Raw genomic sequence first — 19,763 nt, forward strand, 5'->3', positions numbered from 1 at the left:
AACGCACCGCGGGGGCACGACCGGAACGGGGGACCGGTCGCGCTCCCGCGAGCTGTCCGTCGGCCGCCTCAGCCCCGCAGCCGCACCGGGATCTCCTGCCAGCCGAAGGCGATGAAGGACGGCACCTGCCGCAGGCCCTCGTCACCGGTGGCCAGGCTCAGGTCGGGGAAGCGGTCGAACAGGGCGGGCAGCGCGGTGAGCGCCTCCAGACGGGCCAGGGGTGCGCCGATGCACCGGTGGACCCCGATCCCGAACGCCAGATGGTCGTCGGCGGCGCGTGTGGCGTCGAAGAGGTCCGCGTCCGCGCCGTAGTGCTCGGGGTCGAGTCCCGCGGCGGCGTACGTCGTGATGATGGCGTCGCCGGCCGGGACGGTGACGTCGCCGACGGTGAGGTCGCTGACGGCGAACCGGAGCGGCAGCGAGGCGATCGACGGATGGGCGCGCAGCGTCTCGTCGACGACGGCGTCCCAGCCGATCTCCCCGGACCGCACCGCGGCCAGCTGCTCGGGTCGCCGGAGCAGGGCCACGACCGCGTTGCCGATCAGATTGACGGTGGTCTCGAAGCCGGCCCCGATGACCAGCAGCAGCGTGTACAGCAGCTCCTCGTCGCTCAGCCGGTCGCCGTCCTCGTCCCGGACCCGGATCAGCTCCGTGGTCATGTCGTCGCCGGGGTGCGCCGCCTTGTGCGCGATCAGCGCGGGCAGCACCGTACCGATCTGCCGCTGGACGGACGCCGCGTGCTCCGGGCTCGGGTCGGAGGTGTCCATGATGGCCGCGATCAACCGGGCGGTGTCCTCCCACAACTCGTCCGGCACACCGAACAGTTCGCAGATCAGCCGCATCGGCAGCGGATGGGCGAACCCCTCCCGGAGGTCCACGACCTCGTCGCCGTGGGCGTCGAGCGTGTCCAGCAGCTCCGCCGTGATCGCCTCCACCCGGGGCCGCATCGCCTCGGTGCGCCGGTGCGTGAAGCTGGGCGCCACCAGTTTGCGCAGCCGCGTGTGGTCCGTGCCGTACGTGGAGAGCATGTTGACCACGCCCACCCAGCCCAGGATCCAGCCCCAGGACGGGTGCTCGCCGACCTCGGGCCACAGCCGCCAGTGCAGCCGCGGGTCCCTGCTCACCCGCGGATCGAGGATGAGCTCCTTCAGCGTGTCGTAGCGCGTGGGAGCCCAGGCGGGGATACCGCCGGGCAGCTCCACGGGCACGATCGGGCCGAGGGAGCGCAGCCGGGCGCTCTCGCCCGCTATGTCGGCGCCGAACGGGTCGAGGGCGATGCGGTCGGTCACGGTCACGGTCGTCCTCCTGGACGGTCGGGGGAGCGGGGGCTGAAACGGACGGGCAGTTCCGTGAGCGAGCGGTGGAAGGGACCGGGACGCCAGGTGAGGCGTTCACGGGGCAGCACGGGTTCGAGGTCGGGCAGCCACTGGGTGAGCCGTTCGATCGCCTCGGTGGCGATGAGCAGGGTGTGCTGCTTCACGGGGCAGGCGTGCGGGCCCGCCGACCAGGACAGATGGGAGGCGTCCCCCGGGTGACGGTCAGCGCCGCGCTCCTGCTCGGCGGCCTGGGCCAGCGCCCCGTACGAGATCACCACCGGCACCGCCGCCCTGATCCACACGCCGTGGAAGGTGACCGGCGTACGGGCGTAGTGGATGCCGTAGTTGGCGAGCGGCGTCTCGTGGTGCAGCACCTCCAGCACCGCGTCCGTCACGGGACGGGCGCCGCTGGTGAGCGTCGAGTAGTAGGCCGGGTTGCCGAGGATCCTGGACAGCGCGTTGGACACCAGGTTGGCCGTCGGCTCGTGCCCCGCGCCGAGCGTGAGGAACACCTGCCAGGTGACCTCCTCGGGCGTCAGCCCCGCCGGATGGTCCAGCAGCCAGCTCGGCAGGTCGTCGCCGCGCCGCTCGGTCTTGGCGGCGATCAGCTCCAGCACGTACCCGCCGAACTCGGCCTCGCCCTCGGCCGCCTGCGCGCCGCCCTCGATCAGCTTGCCGAGCGCGGAGTCGAGCCGGTCGCTCGCGCTGTCCGGCAGCCCGAACAGGCTGTTGAACACCAGCGCCATCAGCGGCCTGGTGAACTCGCCGACCAGGTCGGCCTCGCCCCGCGGCCCGAACCGGCTCACCAGCAGATGCACCGCCCGGTGGATCCGGGCCCGCAGATCGTGCGGCTCCACCAGGTCGAAGGCGTCGATCAGCGCGGTGCGATAGCGGAGGTGGGCGGCGCCGTCGGCGAACAGGGTGTTGGGCCGCCACCGCATCATCCCGAGCACCGGCGAGTCGTCGGGGACGGTCGCCTCCCACGGCCGGGGGTCGTGGGAGAACGTCTCCGTGTCGTGCAGCAGATCCAGCGCCGCCCGCCGGTCCGTGACGACGTACGCCGCCACACCGGGCGCGAGTTCCGCCCAGCCGACCGGGCCGTGGGCGCGCAGTGCCGCGTAGTAGGGGGCGGGGTCGCGGGCGAAGCCGTCCTCCCACAGGCGTACGGGCGACGCGAGGGAGAAGGCCTGCTCGGCGGGGGACGGATGTGTCACCGGTGCTCCGCGGGTCGGTGGTCGATCAGGTGCTGGACCAGGGCGAGCAGGGAGTCGATGGAGGAGTCCGCCTCCCGCGCGTCGCAGGTCACCATCGGGGTCGTCGGCTCCAGGTCCAGGGCGGCGCGCAACTGCTCGGCCGTGTGGTGGCGGGGCGCGTCCGGGAAGGTGTTGAAGGCGACCGCGTACGGCAGCCCGGTCTCCTCCACCAGCCCCAGCACGTCGAACGAGGCGTCGATCCGGCGGGCGTCGACCAGGACGAGCGCGCCGAGCGCCCCGTAGGCGATGTCGTCCCACAGCGGCCGGAACCGCTCCTGGCCGGGTGTGCCGAACAGGTACAGCACGATCCCGCCCGGCAGGCTGATCCGGCCGAAGTCGATGGCGACCGTGGTGGTCGACTTGTCCCGCACTCCGGCGAGATCGTCCACCGGCGCGGACGCCTCGGTGAGCCGCTCCTCCGTGTGCAGCGGGCGGATCTCGGAGACGGAGCCGATCAGGGTGGTCTTGCCTACCCCGAAGGGCCCGGTGACCAGGATCTTCACCAGGTCGCGCGCGGTGTCGGGAAGGTGGATGTCCGTGTCGCCGGGCTGGGCGTCAACGGTGCTTGAGGTCGCGGAGGCCATCGGCCACTCTCTTCAGCAGGTCGGGGTCGAAGCGTCGGGCGGGCGGGATGGGCGCGCGGGCCAGGGCCAGGTCGCGGTCGACGAGTCCGGCGGCCAGCACCAGCACGGCGGAGACCGGCAGCCGCAGCAGGGCGGCGGCCTCCACGACCGTCAGCGACCCGTACTCCAGCTCTTCCAGCAGGGCCGCCTGGGCGGCGGGCAGATCGGGGGGAGCCGGCTCACCGCTGCGCGTGAGCACGGACAGCCGCTCCAGATGGGCACGGCTGGGCCGCGCCACCCCGCCGGTCGACAGGTACGCGGGAACCAGGGGACGGCCGCCTCTGCGGCCGGTCATGCCGACGTGCCGCCGTCGCCGCCTCGGGGCCCGGCGGCCATCGCCTTCTCACCCAGCCGGGCGACCTGCGAGTGGACCCGGTGCGCGAGCAGATCGAGACGCACCTCGGGATCGCCGTACGCCGCCACGCAGGTGCCGTGGTCGGTCGGCACGATGAGCACATAGCCGTGGTCCGACTCGATGACGACCTGCCGGATCTCGGCCCGGTCGGTGTCGGCGAACGCCGCCGCCGCGGTACGGCAGGCGCCCTGCACGGTGCTGGTGATGGCGGCGACCCGCTCGGCGGACGGCTGCGACAGCGCGTCGGTGTAGCCCGTCACGAGTCCGTCCTTGGTGAGCAGGACGGCGGCCACGACGTGCGGCACCTCCAGGACCGGTTCGAGCACCCATGCCGTGTCCCCCGCTGCGCGGCTGGTCATCGAGCCGTTCCCCCTTCGTCGTCGTTCCGGTCGTGGTCGGTGTCGTCGGATGCCGTCTCGGCCGTGGTCACGGCCGGGGCACCCTCAGGTACGGCTGGGAAGGCCCCGGTGTTCGGCCGGGCGGCGGCGGAACGTCCGGCCGCCGTGCCGGACTGGAGCGCGCCGAGGGCGGCGGCGGACTCCTCGGGGCGCCGGGGCCGACGCCGGGGCGCGGGAGCGGGGGAGGGGACCTGGGTCTCCGACGCGGGTGTGGCCCGGCGGCGCCGGCGCTGCGGGAGGCCGCCGCTGTCACCGGGCGTGTGGTGGCCCGGGGCGGGGGAGGCGGCTCGGTCGTCCTGGTCCGTGCCGTAGCCGTGCTCGTGGTCCGAGGCGGTGGGGGCCTGCGCGGGCCTCTCGGGTTCGGTGGCCGGCTCGGGCGTCCGGGACCCGGCGTTCGGGTCGGGGGTCCGGGGCCCGGTGGCCGGCTCGGACTCGTCGGACCCGGAGGGCACGTCTGCCTGGTGAGGCCCGGCGGACGCGTGGGGCCGGTCGGGTGCGGAGGCCGGGGCGGGTTCGGCCCCACGGGACCCAGCGGACGGGTCAGGCCCCTCGGATGCGTAGGCCGGAGCGGACTCGGTTCCGCGGGACCTGGCGGGCGCGGGCGCGCCCGGCTTCGCGCCGCGGGGCGAGGCGGAGCCGCCCGCCGTGTCCCGCACGGCCTCCTTGCGGGTGGAGCGCGGGGCGCTCGCCGCCGGGGGCAGTTCCTCGGGGTCGATCCGCGTCAGCAGATGACGGTCCACCCGCAGCACCGCCCGCACACCGCCGTACGGCGACGGGGACGACAGGTCCACGCTCAGATCGAACTGCCGGGTCAGCTGGCCGATCGCGGCGAGTCCCATGCGCGGCGGGTCGCCGAGCTCGGTGAGCAGGATCGGTTCACGACCGCCCACCATCCGCTGGGCCCGGGCCCGTTCGTCCTGCGTCATGCCCAGCCCGGCGTCGTCCACGGTGACGCAGACACCGTGGTGGACGGCCTCCAGATTGACCACGATGCCGGTGTCGGGCGCGGAGTGCCGCAGCGCGTTGTCGAGCAGCTCGGCGACGATGATGGCGACCGGCTCGACGGCGTGGGACACCAGGGCGGTGCCGGCCTCCAGGTGGTTGTGGATCCGGACGCGCTGGTAGCCCGCGAGCCGGGCCTGACCACCCGTCACCGCGTCCACGAGGTGCGACTCCTCCCGGGCGAGCCCCACCCAGGCCCCGCACACCACCGCGGCGATCTGCGCGCGGCGCAGCGACTGCTCGTTCTCGTGGTCCAGCTCGAACAGGGTCTGCGCCAGCTCGGGGTCGTCGTAGCGCTGCTGCAGACCGCGCAGGGCGTCCTGCAGCCGGTACAGCGCCGCCTGGATCTCCCGGGTCGCCCCGCGCATCCCGGCCTGCGCGGCGGCGTCGATCCGGGTGCGCTGCGCGGCGAGTTCGGCGTGCAGCCCCTTCAGCACCTGCTCCAGCGCGAATCCCAGGGGCGAACCGGCGAGCTGCGGGCTCAGCGGGCCGGGCACGGCGATGTGGGGATGCGCGACCTGCCGGGCGGCGGAGGGCAGGCGCCGCGCCGCCAGATGCTCGACCTCGGCCGTGAACGCCCGTGAGGTGCCGTCGAGTTGCGCCCGCAGCGCGGCCGTCTTCGCGCGCTGGGCGGTCAGTTGCCGCCGGGAGCGCAGCAGCCCGCCGCCGAGGGCGAACGCGGACAGTGTGCCGAGGGCGAGACCACCGACGGCCAGGTCCGGTAGTTCGATCATCGAAGAGATTCCAGGGAGAGGCGGGCAGGGGGGAGGCGGGCAGGGGAGTCCGAGGCGCTCTGGCGAGCTACCCGCAGCACAGTACACACCGTCATCGACCGATCTCGCACGGTGGAGCGCCACTTCGTTCCGAAAGTAATCGCTCTCTGTTCGTATCTGGGGTCAACTGTCGGGATTGCCGCGCGGGGAGCTCAGGGAACTCAGAGGCCGAGTACTCCGCTCACCCGCTCGACCAGGTCGTCTTCCGACATCATGAGGCCGACGGTGACGGCGGGCAGCCCGAGGCGCGCGGTCTCCTCGTGGAGGCGCTCCGTGAACAGGTCGTCCCGGGCGGCGAGATTGCGGTTCGCCCGCTCCGGATCGCTCGTCCTCGCCGTGAAGCCTTCCCCCGGAGCGGCCCGGTTGCGGAACGCCGCCCGGCGGAACTCCGGTGTGGGCAGGAGCCATACGGCCTGCCCGGGCACGGTGAGCAGGGGCCGTACGAGGTGCGGCAGCAGGCGGAACCCCTCGACCAGGACAGGCACCTCACGCGGCATGTGCAGCAGGTCCTCGACGATCAGCCCGAAGGCCTCCCCGCGGAACCAGTGGAACGTCTCGAGCATGGTCTCGGGAGACCGGTTCACCCACCGCTCGTCCATGTCCATCGCCATGAACGCGTGCAGGAGCGGCGCTTCCCCGGCGGTGGTCCGTCGCGCGTGCTCCGGCATCACATCGTCCGTCGGGTAGAGACGCCAGCCGTGCCGCTCCGCGAGCCGACGGGCGATCGTCGACTTGCCCGCACCGCTGCCGCCTCCCAACCAGTGGACGTGCCGCAACCGCGCGGCAGGCACCACGCCGGTGGCCCTCTCGTCGTGCCGGTCCGTCCCCATCCCTGCCCCTTCCGCGTTTCCCACGCACCGACCATCCCTCTCCCAAGCCCGGGCAACGCGCTGGGCATGCGCGGACATGGCCGGTCAGGTCTTGGCCAACCGCACCCCGCGCCTTGGCCGGGAGAGGGGCCGCCGCCCGCACGTGTGACACCCGGCCCGCCCCACGGCACGTGGTGACCCCCGGCCGGTCACTCCGCCAGGGCGCTACGGGCCACCCCGAGGGCCTGTTCCGCGTACCCCCGGCCGAACAGCACGGCGTGCACCAGCAGCGGGAAGAGCTGGTGCACGCCGACCCGGTCCGCCCAGCCGTCGGCGAGCGGCGCCTCGTCCCGGTAGCCCTCCAGCACGACATCCAGGTGGGGGCAGCCGAAGAGACGCAGCATCGCCAGGTCGGTCTCGCGGTGCCCGCCGTGCGCTGCCGGGTCGATCAGCCACACCTGCCCGTCGGACCCCCACAGCACGTTGCCGTTCCACAGATCGCCGTGCAGCCGGGCAGGCGGCTCGGCCGGCCCCGCCAGCCCGGGCAGGCGCTCGCACAGCCGCTCCACGACGGCCGCCTCACCGGGGCGCACGGTGCCCTGGTCGACGGCCCGCCGCAGATACGGCAGGACACGGTGCGCGGCGTACCAGCGCGGCCAGTCGGTGTCCGGCTCGTTGCGCATCGGGGCGAGGCCGATGTACGCGTCGGCGGGCCCGTCCGGCGGCGGCGCGCCGAACGCGGGCGCCCCGGCGGCGTGCAGAGCGGCCAGGTCACGACCGAACCGGTCCGCCGCCTCCCGGCTCGCCCGTCCCTGCGGAACCCGGTCGATGACCAGCCAGCTCCCGTCGTGACCGTGCACGCCCGGTACCCGCACCGTCCCGGCACCGGCCAGCCAGCGCAGCCCGGCCGCCTCGGCCCGCGTCGCCCCCGGATCGTCGGCACGCTTGACGACCACCACCCGCCCGTCGTCGAGGGTGACCTCCGCGAGGCCCCCGGACAGGGGCCGTTCGCCGCTGACCACCTGTCCGGTGAGCCGGGCGGCGGCGTCCGTACGGGCGGTCATGGGTGGTCCTCCTCGAATCCGCGGTCGGTCTCCGGCCAGCGTACGGTCGCGGCGGAGTCCCTCAGCGTCCCGAGTCCGGGACATCCGCCAGGCACCGGTCACGCGGGACGGTGAAATCCCGTCGCCCACCGACAGAACAGGCCGCGGCCGGGGGAGCAGTCGGGTCATGACGACTTCACCGTTCCAGCGCACCATCGCCCTGCCCGCCCCCGTGTGCGAACAGACCGCCCAGCACCTGGAGCAGGCCGCGCAACGGGCCATCGACGGAGCCGCGATCCCCCTGAAGGCCTTCCGCGGGGCGGCCGACAGCGACTTCACCCTCCCCGTGTCGGTCGTCGAGCAGGCGGCGGCCTGTCTGCTGGTCCTGGCCACCGAGACGGCCCAGACCGTACGTCCCTCGGCGCTGCGCGCCACCATCAGCGTCGCCCTGCGGCTGCGCGACGCCGTGGATCTGACGCATCAGCCCGCCCTCAGCAGCCGGTTCTGGTGAAGCCGGCCCGCACTTCCGGGGCCCGCGCGTCAGGTGGTCTCGCGGAAGGCGACGTCGACCTGTCTGCGGCGCAGTTCCTCCAGTGAGGTGTGCTGCCGACGGGCCCGTTCGACGAGGTCGTCGAGGTGCCGTGCGTCGAGGCGCCGGTCCGTGCCGGCCAGGGCGCGCAGTGCCTGCCAGACCGCGGTCTTGCCGTCCACGCCGAGGCGCAGCGCCTCCAGCTCCCACAGCGTGCTCAGCGGGGACCGCCGTACCAGGCTGCCGTTGCTCTTCAGACGCCCCATCTGCTCGGCCGCCCGGCCCGCGTAGACCTTGTAGCGCCGTACCGGGACATCCAGCCGCCGCATGATGTGCAGCAGGCTCGCCCGGTCCTCGGCGATCTCGTCGGCGATCGGGGCCAGGGCGTCGGCGAGCGCCGGATCACCGCACGAGCGCAGCAGATAGCGGACTCGGGCGGTCCCGGCGGTGGCACCGGCGAGATGGTCGTTGAGGTAGATGCCCAGCAGGGACATGTCCGTGGCCGGAGCACCCGGTGCGCCCGGCGGGTCCGCTCGCTGTTCCGTCATGGCACTGCTCCTGTTCTGCTCCGGCCCTGTGCCACGGCCACCCGCGTGGTGACGCGTACGAGGCAGGGTCTTCGGGGCGTCGAGCCGGGCCCGAACCGCACGGGCGGCTCGACCGGGGCGAGGGCGCCGAGGCTCTCGCCCTCGTAGGTGACGGTGGCCGAGGTGACGGGGTGCAGGTCCCGGGCGCCGTACCACTGGTGCCGGCCGGTCCGGGCGCTGCCGTGGGTGCGCGCGCCCAGCAGCAGCCGGGCGGGCCGGTCCCACAGCGTGATCCACGCGGGACTCGTGGCGATCGGGCCCGGCACCGCCCGCAGCGCGACGCCCTGAAGGCCTCTGCGGCCGGTGCTGAAGCGCAGGTCGAGCGGCGGCGCCGAGACGGCCCAGTGCCGCCGGTCGGTGACCCGCACCCCGACGGGTACGACCCGTACCTCGTCGAAGACATAGGTGCCGGCCACGAAGTCCGCCGTCTCCCGTGAGGGCGCCAGCAGCAGCCGCTGCCCGCCGGGCTCCTCGACCATCACATCGCTGAACGGCCCGAACGGCGATTCGGCCCAGTGCCCGAGCACCACACGGGCGCCGGACGCCGTTCCGACCCCCGCGATCCAGCCGTCGAAGCGCAGGGTGCGCAGCGGCGACCGGGATCGGGTACGCCGGGCGGCCGGACCACTGGGTTCGCCGGACTCACCGGGACCGTGGAAGAGCACGCGGGCCGGGTGCCCGGCCCCTTCCTGGTGAAACGGCACAGGGCCTCTCCCGTCCGGGCCCCGGCGATGTGGCCGAGGCCACGTCACGGACGAGGTCCTTGTCACGCCCGGGCGCGCACGGCGGCGGCTACGGTCTCTCGAGCGGATCCCTCACTTCCCCCACCCCTGCGAAACGGCCCGGCAGTGCAAGCAGATCTCTCTCCTGTCATCGCGGCGACCGCCCAGTGGCTGACCCGCGCCTACCCCGCCTCCGGCGGTGCGCTGGCCTCCGCCCTGTGCGAGGTGCAGGCCCGGCAGGCCGTGACGGTCGCGGCGTGGCTCAGGTACCCGACGCGGACGGACGCCGCCCTGCTCGGCCTGGCGGGCCCCGGCGGCTCCGCGCGGCTCGACTGGGTCACCGGCGCCGACGCGGCCGCACACGACGACGAGGACGACGCGCACGCCTGGCGCACCTGGGTGGACGAGGTCGTCGCGAGCTGGGCGGCCTGCCTCCTCACCGACCCGGAGCTGGCCGGGCGGGCCGTGGCCGCGCTCGCCGAGGGCAGCCACAGCACCGGCACACCGGCCGAGTTCCGCCGCCTCCTCACCCCCGACGACGGCGACCGCAGCGCCGCCGCCCTGCTGCGCCACCCCGATCTGCTCGCCCCGGTGGCCGGTCTGCACCACTCACAACTCCTGGACCGCCTCCCTCCGGGCCGCACACCCATCGCCTGACCCGGCGCCCCGGACGGGCCCGGCCCTCACCCTCCGTCACTCACCTCTTTGCCGTACACGGCCGTGCCCCGCCCGCACGGGCGGCGGACGCTGAGCGTGGCCACGCCGCCGACGGAGGAGAGACCGACATGACCACCGCCCTCTCACCAAGCTGGGAACACGCCGTCGTCACGGGCGGTGCCGGGTTCGTCGGATCCCATCTGTGCGCGGCCCTGCTGGACGCGGGTGCCGCCGTCACCTGTGTGGACGACTTCAGCACCGGCAGGCCGGAGAACATCTCCCCGCTGCTCGAACGGCCCGGCTTCACGCTGGTGCAGGCCGACGTCACGGAGGAACTGCCGGTCAAGCAGCGGCCCGACCTCGTCCTGCACTTCGCCTCCCCGGCGTCCCCGGCGGACTACCTGCGGCTGCCCCTGCACACCCTGGAGACGGGCAGCCTCGGCACCCGCAACGCCCTGGACCTCGCCCACTCCGCCGACGCCCGTTTCGTCCTGGCCTCGACCTCCGAGGTCTACGGCGACCCCCTTCAGCACCCCCAGGACGAGCGCTACTGGGGCAACGTCAACCCCGTCGGCCCGCGCAGCGTCTACAGCGAGGCCAAACGCTTCGGCGAGGCGCTGACCACCGCCTACGCCGAGACCCACGGCACCGACACCTGCGTCGTGCGGCTGTTCAACACCTACGGCCCCGGGATGCGCGGCGAGGACGGACGCGTGGTGCCGGCCTTCGTACGGCAGGCCCTGGCGGGCGAGCCCCTCACCGTGACCGGCGACGGCCGGCAGACCCGCTCGCTGTGCTACGTCGACGACACCGTGCGCGGCGTCCTGGCGGCGGCCGCCCACGACATGCGCGGCCCCGTCAACATCGGCAGCCCGACCGAGATCAGCATGCTCGACCTGGCGCGCCTGATCGTCGAACTCACCGGGTCCTCCTCCGAGATCCGCCCCGTCGCCCGCCCCGTGGACGACCCGGCCGTACGTTGCCCGGACATCACACTGGCCCGCGACAAGCTCGGCTGGGAACCCCAGGTACGCGCCGAGGAAGGGCTACGGCGGGCGATCGCCTGGTTCCGCGAGGACGCGATGGCGGCGATGGCCGACTGACCCACCCGGGCTCGCCGCGCCCGGCGTATCCCGGCGCGCGGGCCGCTGCCCTAGTCGAACTTGCCGCGTCCGGTCAGCGCGTCGCGCAGTCGGTCGACCATGCCCGTGCCCGGAGCCAGGAGTTTGTTCGCCGGGGGTTTGTCGGGGGCAGCCGGGTGGGGCCGGGTCGGGGCGGTCTTCTTCGCCTTGCGGACCTTGTCGCCCAGTTCGTTGAGCGTGTCCATCGGACAGGCCTGTCGCAGTGCGGGGAAGAGGGCCCGCTCCTCGTCCGCGAGGTGGGCGCGGATCTCGCTCATCAGCATGCCCATCAGCCGGTCGAAGTCGGCGTCGCCCGGGTCGCAGCCCTCCAGGACCTTCATGATGCGCTCGGCGGTCGCGTGGTCGGCGAGTTCCCGGTCGGCGAGGGCGTCCCCGCCCGCCACGTGCTCGCGTACGGCCGGATACAGATAGGCCTCCTCGGCCACCGAGTGCCGCACCAGCTCGATCGTGACCTGGTCCGCGTACACCTTGCGGTCCTGGTGACCGGACGGCAGCGCCTCGATCCTGCCGAACATCTCCTCGACTTCGCGGTGATCGGTCACCAGCTCGTCGATGATGTTTCCTCCGTGTCCCATCTCCGTCACCTCCAGCCCCCGGGTCCCCCCGGCCACGGACGGGCTAACGCGCGGCCCCGGACCGGCACCGCCGACGGCTCAGACGGGGAGCTTGGCCCGGACCCACCCGGCCGCGGCCGCCGGGCGGGCGGTGGCGCGGACGGAACGGCGCACCAGCCCCGCGTCGTGCCGCAGTCCCCGCGCGGCATGGGTGCCACGCCACAGCAGCGAGGGGCGGGCACCGGTGTCGTCGGCGGCGATCAGCAGCCCGCCGAGCATGGACATGTTCTTGAAGAAGTGGATGCGCTGCTCGGCCCGTTCCGAGGGGTCCTCCGCCTCCCAGAAGCGGTGCGCCGCAAGCGTCGTGGGTACCAGGGTGGCCGCGATGGCCAGCGCGGCCGGACGCGGCATGCGTCCTGTGGCCAGCATCAGGCCCGCCACGACCTGCACGGCGCCGCTCAGCCGCACGACCTGCTCGGTGCGGTCGGGCAACGCCGAGACGCGTTCGGTGACCGGTTGTACGACAGGCTCGGCGACCGGGGCGACGTCCTCCGGGGCACGGACGGAACTCAGGCCTCCCGTCAGGAACATCGAGGCCAGCATGGGGCGGCCGAGCACACGCAACAGACTCATGGCCCTCTCCAGGTGTCGGTGGGGTACGCCGCTCGCCGGGTTCCCCGCCAGGGGCGAAGGCACGCACCCGGTTCGCCCCGCAGGGCTGATACGTGTGCGCCGGATGTTGAATATGTGATCGAAATAAACTCATGGGTAAGTTGGCATGATTTGTCCGCATCAGGTGCACTAGAGGAGAAGCATCCGCTTCCCCAAGGAGATGGTGCAATGACTTCCACCGAGAAGGTCACCAAGGAACTGACGGGCATCCGCAGTGCCGACATCGAGGCGGCACTCGACCCGGCGGAAACCGACGGGATCTACCGCGACAGCCGTGAGTGCGCCGCGCTCGCGCTGTTCAAGGGCGGATTCGGTCTCCTCCTGTCGCCGCCCACCCCGCGCCCCAAGAAGGGTTGAGTGGACCGACAGGAGCAACCATGAAGCAGTCAGGCACTTCGTCTCTCTTGCAGGACGCGGTGCAGGACCTCGCTTCCGGCGTGGTCTCCGCTCTTCGGAGCGGAGACCACGCGCGTGCGGCCGCCCCCGTGGCGGTCGACCCGGAAGCGGAGGGACTCGCCCTCGCCGCCGTACGGGTGCTGGGAGCAGACGCGTTGCTGCCGAGCACCCTTCTGCACACCCCGCCCCCGCCCGACGAACTCGCCGTATTTCACAAGGCCGTGGAGACCTACCCGCCCGGCGCCCAGGCCGCCCCCACCGTCGCGTGGAGCCACTGGGCCATGCGACGCACCCTGCTGCGGCTCGACCCGGGCCACGCAGGCGGTCCCGGCGAAGAACCCGACGCCGCCTGGCTGGAGGGCGCGAGCTGGCAGCTCCTGACCCACCAGCTCGCGGTGCTGGCCGCCCTCGCCCTGCCCGGCGAGGACAGCGCGGTCGCCCGCGCCGCCGTGCACCGGCCGGTCGACGTCGCCCGCGGCTTCGTGCGCGCCGTACGCCGCCGCGACTGGCGGCAGGCGGCCGGTGCCGGACGCTGGCTGACGCTCCTGGACGGCGTACCGAAGACGCTGGGGCTCGACAACGGCCTGGACTTCGTGGAGCTGATGGGCGGCCAGGACCCGCTCGTGGCACTGCAGTTGAGGGCCGCGCGGCTGACCCGGACGGGAGCGTTCGTGTGAGGGAGGTACGGGGGCCGCGGCAGGTGGCCGAGGACGCGCTGGCGTGGGTGTCCGCCCATCGCGAGGAGTTCGCGCTGGGCGAGGACGCGCTGGCCGCCGACGGACAGGTGAACCGCAGCTGGAAACCGCTCGGCGAACTGGCCCAGGTGTGCGCGACCGTGTCCCGGCACACCGCGCCCCCCGATCCACTCCACGCGTGCGCGGCCGACCTCATGACCTTCGCCTGGCAGCAGACCGGCCGGGGCGAGCTGTTCGTGCGCCTGCAACGGCTGGAGCCCTTCGCCACCTACCCGTTGGAGGTGTACGCCGCCATGGCCGCGGCGGGCCTCAGGCACCCCGGCTACGAGGCGGCCACCGCCACGGTGGCCCGCACCCGCGGCTGGCGGCTCACCGAGCAGGAGCCCACCCGGCGGCTCGGCGTCCTGAACGCCGAGACCCGCAGCGGCATCCGGCCCTCCGACGGAATGCCGCAGGCGCTGCGGCACACCTGGCTGGCCGGTCTGCCCGAGCCCTGGACCTTCGAACAGTCCTCCGGCTACTCCCTCACCCACGTGGTCTTCCACCTCACCGACTGGGGACGCGCCGGGCCCGGGGGCGTACCACCGGACGTCGCCGGCTACCTGGCCGACTGGCTGCCGCCCTGGCTCGACACCTGTCTGGACGCCGGGATGTGGGACCTCGGCTGCGAACTGCTGGCCGTGGCGGCGAGCCTGCCCCTGCTGCCCGAACCCGCCGTCCTCGAGGACGCCTGGGCCCGGGTCGCGGCGGTTCAGCACCCCTCCGGCGCGATCCCGGAGCAAGGAGGCGGAACGGACCACGACGGCGGCCCGGACTTCCTCACCCACTACCACCCCACCCTCATGGCCGCCTTCGCGGCAACCCTGACCACAGGGCGCCTCGAGGACGGAGCACGGGCGGGTGCGCACCACCCGCCCGGCGGACAAGGAGTGCTGGGATGACCGACACCCGCCTGATCCACAACGTCGGAGCAGGCGCCCTGGAATGGCTGTGGGCCCACCGCGACGGATTCGAGCTGGAACCCGACGTCGACCCGGAGGTCGGCTTCCTGGAGCGCTTCAAACCCATCGGCGAACTCGCCATGATCTGCAAGGTGCTGTTCCGAGAGGGCGTCGCGGGATCGCGCCAGGCGCAGCTCGCCCGGCAACTCCTCGACCACGCCTGGCGCGAGACGCTGGACGGCGGTCGCATGCTGGTGCGCGGGCAGCTCACGGAGCCGATCTCCCCCATCCCGTTCGAGGTGTACCTGCCCTTCAAGGAACTCGGCTACAGCCAGCCGGAGGTGGAGCGGGCCGCCGCCCTGAACCACCGGCTGGAGAGCTGGGTGTCCTTCGAGGCGACCCCCACCCGGCGGCTCGGACTCTCCGCGTTCCAGCGCCGCTTCGGCCTCCCGCCCCGCCCTGCGGAGGCCGAACTGCGCGACACCACCTGGCTGGCCCGCACCCCCGAACCCTGGACGGTGGAAGGGCACATCGCCTACGACGTCACGCACAACGTCTTCCATCTGACCGACTGGGGAGAGAACCCGGACGGCCTGCCGCCCGCCACCGCCGACTACCTCGCGACCTGGCTGCCCGTCTGGATCGACGACTGGCTGGACCTGGAGCGCTGGGACCTGCTCGGCGAACTGCTGGTGGTCGACGCCTGCCTGCCCCGCCCCACCCTGGACGAGAGGGCCTGGGAGGGCTTCGCCGCCGCACAGCAGCCCGACGGTGCCATGCCGGCCCTGCGGACGATGCCCGAGGGCGCCCCCGACGAGGTGTTCGACATCGTCTACCACCCGACCCTGGTCGCCGCCTACGCCTCCGTACTGGCCACCTCCCGCTCCCTGTCCCGCCTGGCACACGCCTCATGACGACCGGCCGGCCCGCCTCGCGCGCCCGGTCGGCGGATCCTCCCCAGGAGGACGGGCCACTCGGCGCGCGGCTCGCGGACGCCGTCGCCGCGGCCGACGCCCCGGACGTCGTCTTCGCCCTCTCGCGGCACGGCCGCCGCACCGTCCTGAGCGGCGGTACCGCCCCGCCTCCGCCGATTCCCCGAGAGGACCTGCGGTACGAGATCGGCTCGGCCGCCAAGACGTTCACCGGACTGCTGCTGGCCCGGCTGATCCACACCGGGCCGCTGTCCGGCGGTGAACCGGCCGTCGCCCTCCTGGACGGGGGGCGGCCCACCGGTCCCCACCCGGTGACGCTCGCCCATCTGATCACCCACACCTCCGGACTGCCCGCCCTGCCGCCCGGCTTCCTCCGGCGGGCCCTGCCCGCCTGGCACACCAACCCCTACGGCCGTTTCCCGGCCGACCGGGTCGTCGACGCCTTCCTGCGTCACCGGCCGCGCCACCGCCCCGGCACCCGATGGCGCTACTCCAACTACGGCGTCGCCGTCCTCGGACACGCACTCGCCGCCGCGACCGGCACACCGTGGGAGGACCTGCTCACCGGCCAGGTCCTGCACCCGCTCGGCCTGGACGGCACGACCCTGCGCGCGGACGGCTCCGGACTCGACGCACTCGGACACGGCACGGACGGCCGGTCACCCGTGCCCGCCTTCGACGCCGGAGGCTTCCAGGCCGCGGGTGCCGTCCGGGCCACCCCGCACGACCTGCTCACCTTCCTCGAAGCCCATCTGGACCCCGCCGGGGCACCACCCCGACTGGCCGCGCCCCTGCACGAGGTGCGCCGGCCCGTGCTCCGCCGGGGCATCGGGCACCGGCACGTCCACACCACCGCCTGGTTCAGTCACCCGGCCGACGGCGGACCGCTGTACTTCCACAGCGGCGCGACCCTCGGCCAGCAGGCGTTCCTGGGCTTCCGGCCCGACACCGGCACGGCCCTGGCCGCGGTGTGCACCCGTCGCTTCCGGGGCCACGACCCGTTCCTGGCCACCGCGTACGGGCTGCTGACGGAGGATCAGCGGGCCCGGCCCGGCACCGACGGCGTGTGCCGCGCCGGCGCCGGACCGCACTGACTCCTCGTCACACCCGCTGCCACAGGGCCGGGGTGCGGGTGGGCACCCACACGCCCTGCGCCTGGTGGGTCTGCAGGCACCGGTAGCGCACCCCGCCGTGGGTCACCGTGGCCCCGGCCTCGTAGACACGGCCGGCGGCCCAGGTCTGCACCACGTTGGCCTGCGGTGCCGCCGCCGCGGCGGGGGCGGTCTTCAGGGTGAGGCCGAAGGCGCTGAGCAGCGGATTGATCGGCTGGAAGAACGTCGTGCCCCCGCTCTTGCAGTCGCCCGTACCACCCGAGGTCACGCCCTGCGCCTGGACGCCCGCGACGTAGGGCCCGCCGGAGTCGCCCGGCTCGGCGCACACCGTCGTCCGGGTCAGCCCGTCCACCCTGCCCTCGGCGTAGCTGACACTGGCGTCGTGCTGCTCGACCTTGCCGCAGTGCCACCCGCTGGTGGAGCCGGAGCGGCAGACGGCGGCCCCGACGAGCGCCTGCACCGAGCCGGTGACCTGCACCTTCTGCTCGCCCTCGGCCTTCACGTTCGCCGTCGCCGTCCACTGGTCGTTGACGGCCACCCACGACATGTCCTTGCCGGGGAACGTGGAGGCCTGGAACGTGCCCTGCTGCGCCTGGTCGAACCCGGTCGTCGTATCGCCCTTCTTGCCGCAGTGGCCCACCGAGGCGAAGCCCTGCTGCTGGCCCTTGGTGACGGAGAACCCGATGGAGCAGCGGGCGCTGCCGTTGATGTAGTAGGGGTCGCCGCCGGTGAGGTCCGCCAGCAGACGCGGGCGCTCCGCCGTCACCGTGACGCCCACGCTCTTGGCGTCGAGGCCCGCGGCCTTGACGAACGCGGCGGCCGCGGCCTTGCTCCGGGCCTGCACCGCGACCCGGTTCGCCGGGATGTCGACGTACCACAGGGGCGTGTCGCCGGTGTTGGCACGGGCCGCCGCCCCGTCCAGCTTCTTCTTCGCCGCCTGGAGGTCCCGGAGCGTCTTCTTCACGACGGCGGCCTTGGCGCCCTGGGCCTTGATGGCGGGCACGTCCGCGGTGTTCGTCGTCGCCACCACCAGCTCCTGCGCCGTCGTGCCGCGCAGCCAGGCCCCCGCGAAGCGGGTGCCCAGGGCGTTGCGCAGCCGCCCCGCACGGGTGCCCGCCTCCGCCTCGTTGACCAGCCGCCGGGACGCCTGGGCCGGTGTCAGCCCGAGGTCGCGCTCCAGGGCGCGCAGCATCGGGGCCGACGGCCGGTCGGCGCCCAGGGTCTGGGCGGCCGAGGGCAGCGGGCCCGCGGGGGGCGCGGGTTCGGCCGCCACGGCGGAGGGGAGCCCGGTGGCGACGAGTGCGCCGAGTGCGGCCAGGGCCGCCCGGCGGCCGGTCACGGCGTGTCTGTGGACCATGCGATGTGTCTCCTTCGATCGCGGTGGAAGTGCGGTACTGCGGGAACCGGGCGTCTCACGCGGTCTTCAGGCCGGGCGAACCCACCTCCGTGACGAAGGACGCGGTCGTCGAGACGGTGCCCCCGGGCTGGGTGATGGACGGGACGGTCCGGAAGTCGACCTGGGCCTTCGCACGGTCCAGCTCGACGCGGACATAGCCGCGCCGGCCGTCGTAGTACTTCATGTGGGGGTTGGCCCGCAGGTAGGTGTCCCAGTTGTCGGGCTTCTCGGTCCCGTTGCCGCCGCTGGAGACGGAGGTGCAGGTGAACTCCGTGCCCAGCGTCCTGGACTTCGGGTCGTCGAAGTCGTCCTTGATGTCGAAGGCGTACCCGACGTGGACGTCGCCGGTGAGGACCATCCAGTTGTCGATGCCGGCGGCCTTCGCGCCCGCCGTGACCCGGTCGCGGGAGCCGCGGTAGCCGTCCCAGGCGTCCATGGAGACCCGGGCCGGCCCGCTCACGTCGAACTTGCGCTGTGAGAAGCACACCTGCTGGGGCAGCACGTGCCACAGCGCGGAGGAGTCCCGCCAGCCGTCCAGCAGCCAGCGTTCCTGCGTGGCTCCGGTCAGGGTGCGGGCCGGGTCGTCCGACTCGGTGCCCGGCGCGTGCGGCCGGTCGTCGTAGGCCTGGTCGGAGCGGTACTGGCGGGTGTCGAGAAGGTCGAACTGGACGAGCGACCCCCAGTTCAGCCGGCGGTACAGCCGGGCGTCGGGGCCCTGCGGCAATTGCTCGGCGCGCAGCGGCTGGTTCTCCCAGTAGGCCCGGTAGGCGGCGGCGCGTCGTGCCAGGAACTGCTCCGGGGAGGTGCCGTTCTCGTCGAAGGCGCCCGCGTAGTTGTTCTCCGTCTCGTGGTCGTCCCAGGTGACGAGGAACGGGTGGCGGGCGTGCGCGGCGCGCAGGTCCGGGTCGTTCTTGTAGAGCGCGTAGCGCAGCCGGTAGTCGGCGAGGGTGACCGTCTCGCGGTTGAACACGTCGGGCAGCTTGCGGTCGCTGTAGCGGCGGGCCCCGCCGGCGGAGTCCACCGGGTACTCGTACAGGTAGTCGCCGAGGTGGAACACCGCGTCGACGTCCTCCTCGGCCAGATGCCGGTGGGCGGTGTAGTAGCCGTCCTGGTAGGCCTGGCAGGCCACGGCGGCCAGCCGCATGCCGGCGGTGGCGCTGCCCGCGGCCGGTGCCGTACGGGTCCGGCCCGTGGGGCTGATCCAGTCGCCCACCCGGAACCGGTAGTAGTAGTGGCGGTCCGGCCTCAGGCCTTTGATGTCGACGTGCACGCTGTGGGCGTACTCGGGATGGGCCGTGGCGACCCCCCGCTGCTCGACGAGCGCGAACCACTCGTCCAGGGCCACTTCCCAGGAGACGGCGACCCGTTCCTGGCCCAGGCCGCCGTCCGCGGTGAACGGCTGGGGGGCCAGCCGGGTCCAGAGCAGCACCGAGTCGGGCAGCGGATCGCCGGAGGCCACGCCGAGGGTGAAGGGGTCGTCGGAGACCCGGGCGGCGTCGAGTTCCGGAGCGGCGGTGGCGCCGCGGGCCGGCCGGTTGGTGCTGAAGGCGAGCATCGCCGCCGCCGCGGTGACGGTCAGGAAGCGGCGGCGGGCGACGTGCGGCGCCGCGGTGCGCAGTACGGCGTCGTGCGGGGAGAAGGCATGCTCGGACGGTGCATTCCGACGGCCCGTCAGCGCCATCTGATGTCCTCTCGTACGGGGCAGGGCGCCCCGGACGGACGCGTGGGGCATCGCCGACGTGGGGAGCGCGGAGCATGCATGCTAAGCAGACAAAATGCCTAAAACGGTTGCGACCTGCGGGGCGTTCACACCAGAGGCGGTACGGGGACGGCGCCTCACGCCACCTGCGACGGAA

General features: G+C 73.5%; 22 protein-coding genes. 8 read left to right on the forward strand and 14 right to left on the reverse strand.

From position 1 onward, the window contains the following. Positions 1 to 68: 68 nt before the first annotated feature. The 8 genes from NNW99_RS38275 to NNW99_RS38310 form a co-directional block, all read right to left on the reverse strand. The gene (locus tag NNW99_RS38275) at positions 69 to 1,295 is read right to left on the reverse strand and encodes a cytochrome P450 (protein ID WP_215124001.1); all 1,227 of its coding nucleotides are present in this window, start codon (positions 1,293 to 1,295) and stop codon (positions 69 to 71) included. Then, the gene (locus NNW99_RS38280; protein WP_215124002.1) at positions 1,292 to 2,530 is read right to left on the reverse strand and encodes a cytochrome P450; all 1,239 of its coding nucleotides are present in this window, start codon (positions 2,528 to 2,530) and stop codon (positions 1,292 to 1,294) included. The genes NNW99_RS38275 and NNW99_RS38280 overlap by 4 nt, the downstream gene beginning before the upstream one ends. Next, positions 2,527 to 3,153: an ATP/GTP-binding protein gene (locus NNW99_RS38285; protein WP_215124003.1), complete on the reverse strand. Its 627-nt coding sequence runs from the start codon at positions 3,151 to 3,153 to the stop codon at positions 2,527 to 2,529. The genes NNW99_RS38280 and NNW99_RS38285 overlap by 4 nt, the downstream gene beginning before the upstream one ends. Beyond that, positions 3,125 to 3,487, reverse strand: a complete 363-nt coding sequence (locus NNW99_RS38290) for a DUF742 domain-containing protein (protein WP_215124004.1) — start codon at positions 3,485 to 3,487, stop codon at positions 3,125 to 3,127. Before NNW99_RS38290 ends, NNW99_RS38285 begins: the two co-directional genes overlap by 29 nt. Beyond that, the gene (locus tag NNW99_RS38295; RefSeq protein ID WP_215124005.1) at positions 3,484 to 3,906 is read right to left on the reverse strand and encodes a roadblock/LC7 domain-containing protein; all 423 of its coding nucleotides are present in this window, start codon (positions 3,904 to 3,906) and stop codon (positions 3,484 to 3,486) included. The genes NNW99_RS38290 and NNW99_RS38295 overlap by 4 nt, the downstream gene beginning before the upstream one ends. After that, on the reverse strand, positions 3,903 to 5,681 hold the full coding sequence (locus NNW99_RS38300; RefSeq protein ID WP_215124006.1) for an ATP-binding protein: 1,779 nt from the start codon (positions 5,679 to 5,681) through the stop codon (positions 3,903 to 3,905). Before NNW99_RS38300 ends, NNW99_RS38295 begins: the two co-directional genes overlap by 4 nt. A 200-nt stretch (positions 5,682 to 5,881) precedes the next feature. Further along, positions 5,882 to 6,550: a hypothetical protein gene (locus NNW99_RS38305; protein WP_215124007.1), complete on the reverse strand. Its 669-nt coding sequence runs from the start codon at positions 6,548 to 6,550 to the stop codon at positions 5,882 to 5,884. A 188-nt stretch (positions 6,551 to 6,738) separates the two neighbouring features. After that, on the reverse strand, positions 6,739 to 7,593 hold the full coding sequence (locus tag NNW99_RS38310; protein ID WP_215124008.1) for a fructosamine kinase family protein: 855 nt from the start codon (positions 7,591 to 7,593) through the stop codon (positions 6,739 to 6,741). A 166-nt stretch (positions 7,594 to 7,759) separates the two neighbouring features. Here NNW99_RS38310 and NNW99_RS38315 point away from each other — a divergent pair, with 166 nt between their 5' ends. After that, a complete protein-coding gene (locus tag NNW99_RS38315) occupies positions 7,760 to 8,083 on the forward strand; it encodes a hypothetical protein (RefSeq protein ID WP_215124009.1) in 324 nt (107 codons plus the stop codon). A 29-nt stretch (positions 8,084 to 8,112) separates the two neighbouring features. Here NNW99_RS38315 and NNW99_RS38320 read toward each other — a convergent pair whose 3' ends face one another. Next, positions 8,113 to 8,649, reverse strand: a complete 537-nt coding sequence (locus tag NNW99_RS38320) for a hypothetical protein (RefSeq protein ID WP_215124010.1) — start codon at positions 8,647 to 8,649, stop codon at positions 8,113 to 8,115. Then, a complete protein-coding gene (locus tag NNW99_RS38325) occupies positions 8,646 to 9,278 on the reverse strand; it encodes a hypothetical protein (protein WP_215124608.1) in 633 nt (210 codons plus the stop codon). Before NNW99_RS38325 ends, NNW99_RS38320 begins: the two co-directional genes overlap by 4 nt. 258 nt (positions 9,279 to 9,536) lie before the next feature. Between NNW99_RS38325 and NNW99_RS38330 the strand changes: the two genes are divergently transcribed. After that, on the forward strand, positions 9,537 to 10,067 hold the full coding sequence (locus NNW99_RS38330) for a hypothetical protein (protein WP_215124011.1): 531 nt from the start codon (positions 9,537 to 9,539) through the stop codon (positions 10,065 to 10,067). A gap of 128 nt (positions 10,068 to 10,195) precedes the next feature. Next, the gene (locus NNW99_RS38335) at positions 10,196 to 11,170 is read left to right on the forward strand and encodes an NAD-dependent epimerase/dehydratase family protein (protein WP_215124012.1); all 975 of its coding nucleotides are present in this window, start codon (positions 10,196 to 10,198) and stop codon (positions 11,168 to 11,170) included. Between the two features lie 50 nt (positions 11,171 to 11,220). Here the strand turns inward: NNW99_RS38335 and NNW99_RS38340 are convergent, their stop codons facing one another. Further along, a complete protein-coding gene (locus NNW99_RS38340; RefSeq protein WP_215124013.1) occupies positions 11,221 to 11,784 on the reverse strand; it encodes a hemerythrin domain-containing protein in 564 nt (187 codons plus the stop codon). Positions 11,785 to 11,862: 78 nt separating this feature from the next. After that, a complete protein-coding gene (locus NNW99_RS38345) occupies positions 11,863 to 12,396 on the reverse strand; it encodes a DoxX family protein (RefSeq protein ID WP_215124014.1) in 534 nt (177 codons plus the stop codon). Positions 12,397 to 12,603: 207 nt separating this feature from the next. On the opposite strand from NNW99_RS38345, the gene NNW99_RS38350 reads away from it, so the two are divergent. From NNW99_RS38350 to NNW99_RS38370, 5 genes are read left to right on the forward strand one after another with little or no spacing between them, the layout of a single operon-like run. Further along, entirely contained in the window at positions 12,604 to 12,792 is a 189-nt protein-coding gene (locus NNW99_RS38350) for a hypothetical protein (protein WP_215124015.1), read from the forward strand. A 20-nt stretch (positions 12,793 to 12,812) separates the two neighbouring features. Next, entirely contained in the window at positions 12,813 to 13,508 is a 696-nt protein-coding gene (locus NNW99_RS38355; RefSeq protein ID WP_215124016.1) for a hypothetical protein, read from the forward strand. Beyond that, positions 13,505 to 14,467: a hypothetical protein gene (locus NNW99_RS38360; RefSeq protein WP_215124017.1), complete on the forward strand. Its 963-nt coding sequence runs from the start codon at positions 13,505 to 13,507 to the stop codon at positions 14,465 to 14,467. The genes NNW99_RS38355 and NNW99_RS38360 overlap by 4 nt, the downstream gene beginning before the upstream one ends. Then, complete coding sequence (locus NNW99_RS38365) at positions 14,464 to 15,381, forward strand: hypothetical protein (RefSeq protein ID WP_215124018.1); 918 nt, start codon at positions 14,464 to 14,466, stop codon at positions 15,379 to 15,381. Before NNW99_RS38360 ends, NNW99_RS38365 begins: the two co-directional genes overlap by 4 nt. Continuing rightward, positions 15,378 to 16,493: a serine hydrolase gene (locus NNW99_RS38370; protein ID WP_215124019.1), complete on the forward strand. Its 1,116-nt coding sequence runs from the start codon at positions 15,378 to 15,380 to the stop codon at positions 16,491 to 16,493. The genes NNW99_RS38365 and NNW99_RS38370 overlap by 4 nt, the downstream gene beginning before the upstream one ends. Before the next feature lie 7 nt (positions 16,494 to 16,500). Here NNW99_RS38370 and NNW99_RS38375 read toward each other — a convergent pair whose 3' ends face one another. Then, positions 16,501 to 17,868 carry an alpha-lytic protease prodomain-containing protein gene (locus NNW99_RS38375; RefSeq protein ID WP_215124020.1) on the reverse strand — a complete coding sequence of 456 codons (1,368 nt, stop codon included), beginning with the start codon at positions 17,866 to 17,868 and terminating at the stop codon, positions 16,501 to 16,503. A 55-nt stretch (positions 17,869 to 17,923) separates the two neighbouring features. Beyond that, positions 17,924 to 19,588 carry an alkaline phosphatase gene (locus NNW99_RS38380; RefSeq protein WP_215124021.1) on the reverse strand — a complete coding sequence of 555 codons (1,665 nt, stop codon included), beginning with the start codon at positions 19,586 to 19,588 and terminating at the stop codon, positions 17,924 to 17,926. Between the last annotated feature and the right edge of the window lie 175 nt (positions 19,589 to 19,763).

It is taken from the genome of Streptomyces sp. CRCS-T-1 (assembly GCF_024442335.1).
Lineage (GTDB): Bacteria > Actinomycetota > Actinomycetes > Streptomycetales > Streptomycetaceae > Streptomyces > Streptomyces koelreuteriae.

Excerpts from the sequence above, each read along its gene's own strand:
- NNW99_RS38340 (WP_215124013.1), bottom strand. The coding sequence starts at position 11,784 with ATGGGACACGGAGGAAACATCATCGACGAGCTGGTGACCGATCACCGC.
- NNW99_RS38285 (WP_215124003.1), bottom strand. The coding sequence starts at position 3,153 with ATGGCCTCCGCGACCTCAAGCACCGTTGACGCCCAGCCCGGCGACACG.
- NNW99_RS38370 (WP_215124019.1), top strand. The coding sequence starts at position 15,378 with ATGACGACCGGCCGGCCCGCCTCGCGCGCCCGGTCGGCGGATCCTCCC.
- NNW99_RS38295 (WP_215124005.1), bottom strand. The coding sequence starts at position 3,906 with ATGACCAGCCGCGCAGCGGGGGACACGGCATGGGTGCTCGAACCGGTC.
- NNW99_RS38305 (WP_215124007.1), bottom strand. The coding sequence starts at position 6,550 with ATGGGGACGGACCGGCACGACGAGAGGGCCACCGGCGTGGTGCCTGCC.
- NNW99_RS38335 (WP_215124012.1), top strand. The coding sequence starts at position 10,196 with ATGACCACCGCCCTCTCACCAAGCTGGGAACACGCCGTCGTCACGGGC.
- NNW99_RS38300 (WP_215124006.1), bottom strand. The coding sequence starts at position 5,681 with ATGATCGAACTACCGGACCTGGCCGTCGGTGGTCTCGCCCTCGGCACA.
- NNW99_RS38315 (WP_215124009.1), top strand. The coding sequence starts at position 7,760 with ATGACGACTTCACCGTTCCAGCGCACCATCGCCCTGCCCGCCCCCGTG.
- NNW99_RS38310 (WP_215124008.1), bottom strand. The coding sequence starts at position 7,593 with ATGACCGCCCGTACGGACGCCGCCGCCCGGCTCACCGGACAGGTGGTC.
- NNW99_RS38375 (WP_215124020.1), bottom strand. The coding sequence starts at position 17,868 with ATGGTCCACAGACACGCCGTGACCGGCCGCCGGGCGGCCCTGGCCGCA.
- NNW99_RS38290 (WP_215124004.1), bottom strand. The coding sequence starts at position 3,487 with ATGACCGGCCGCAGAGGCGGCCGTCCCCTGGTTCCCGCGTACCTGTCG.
- NNW99_RS38365 (WP_215124018.1), top strand. The coding sequence starts at position 14,464 with ATGACCGACACCCGCCTGATCCACAACGTCGGAGCAGGCGCCCTGGAA.
- NNW99_RS38345 (WP_215124014.1), bottom strand. The coding sequence starts at position 12,396 with ATGAGTCTGTTGCGTGTGCTCGGCCGCCCCATGCTGGCCTCGATGTTC.
- NNW99_RS38355 (WP_215124016.1), top strand. The coding sequence starts at position 12,813 with ATGAAGCAGTCAGGCACTTCGTCTCTCTTGCAGGACGCGGTGCAGGAC.
- NNW99_RS38380 (WP_215124021.1), bottom strand. The coding sequence starts at position 19,588 with ATGGCGCTGACGGGCCGTCGGAATGCACCGTCCGAGCATGCCTTCTCC.
- NNW99_RS38350 (WP_215124015.1), top strand. The coding sequence starts at position 12,604 with ATGACTTCCACCGAGAAGGTCACCAAGGAACTGACGGGCATCCGCAGT.
- NNW99_RS38320 (WP_215124010.1), bottom strand. The coding sequence starts at position 8,649 with ATGACGGAACAGCGAGCGGACCCGCCGGGCGCACCGGGTGCTCCGGCC.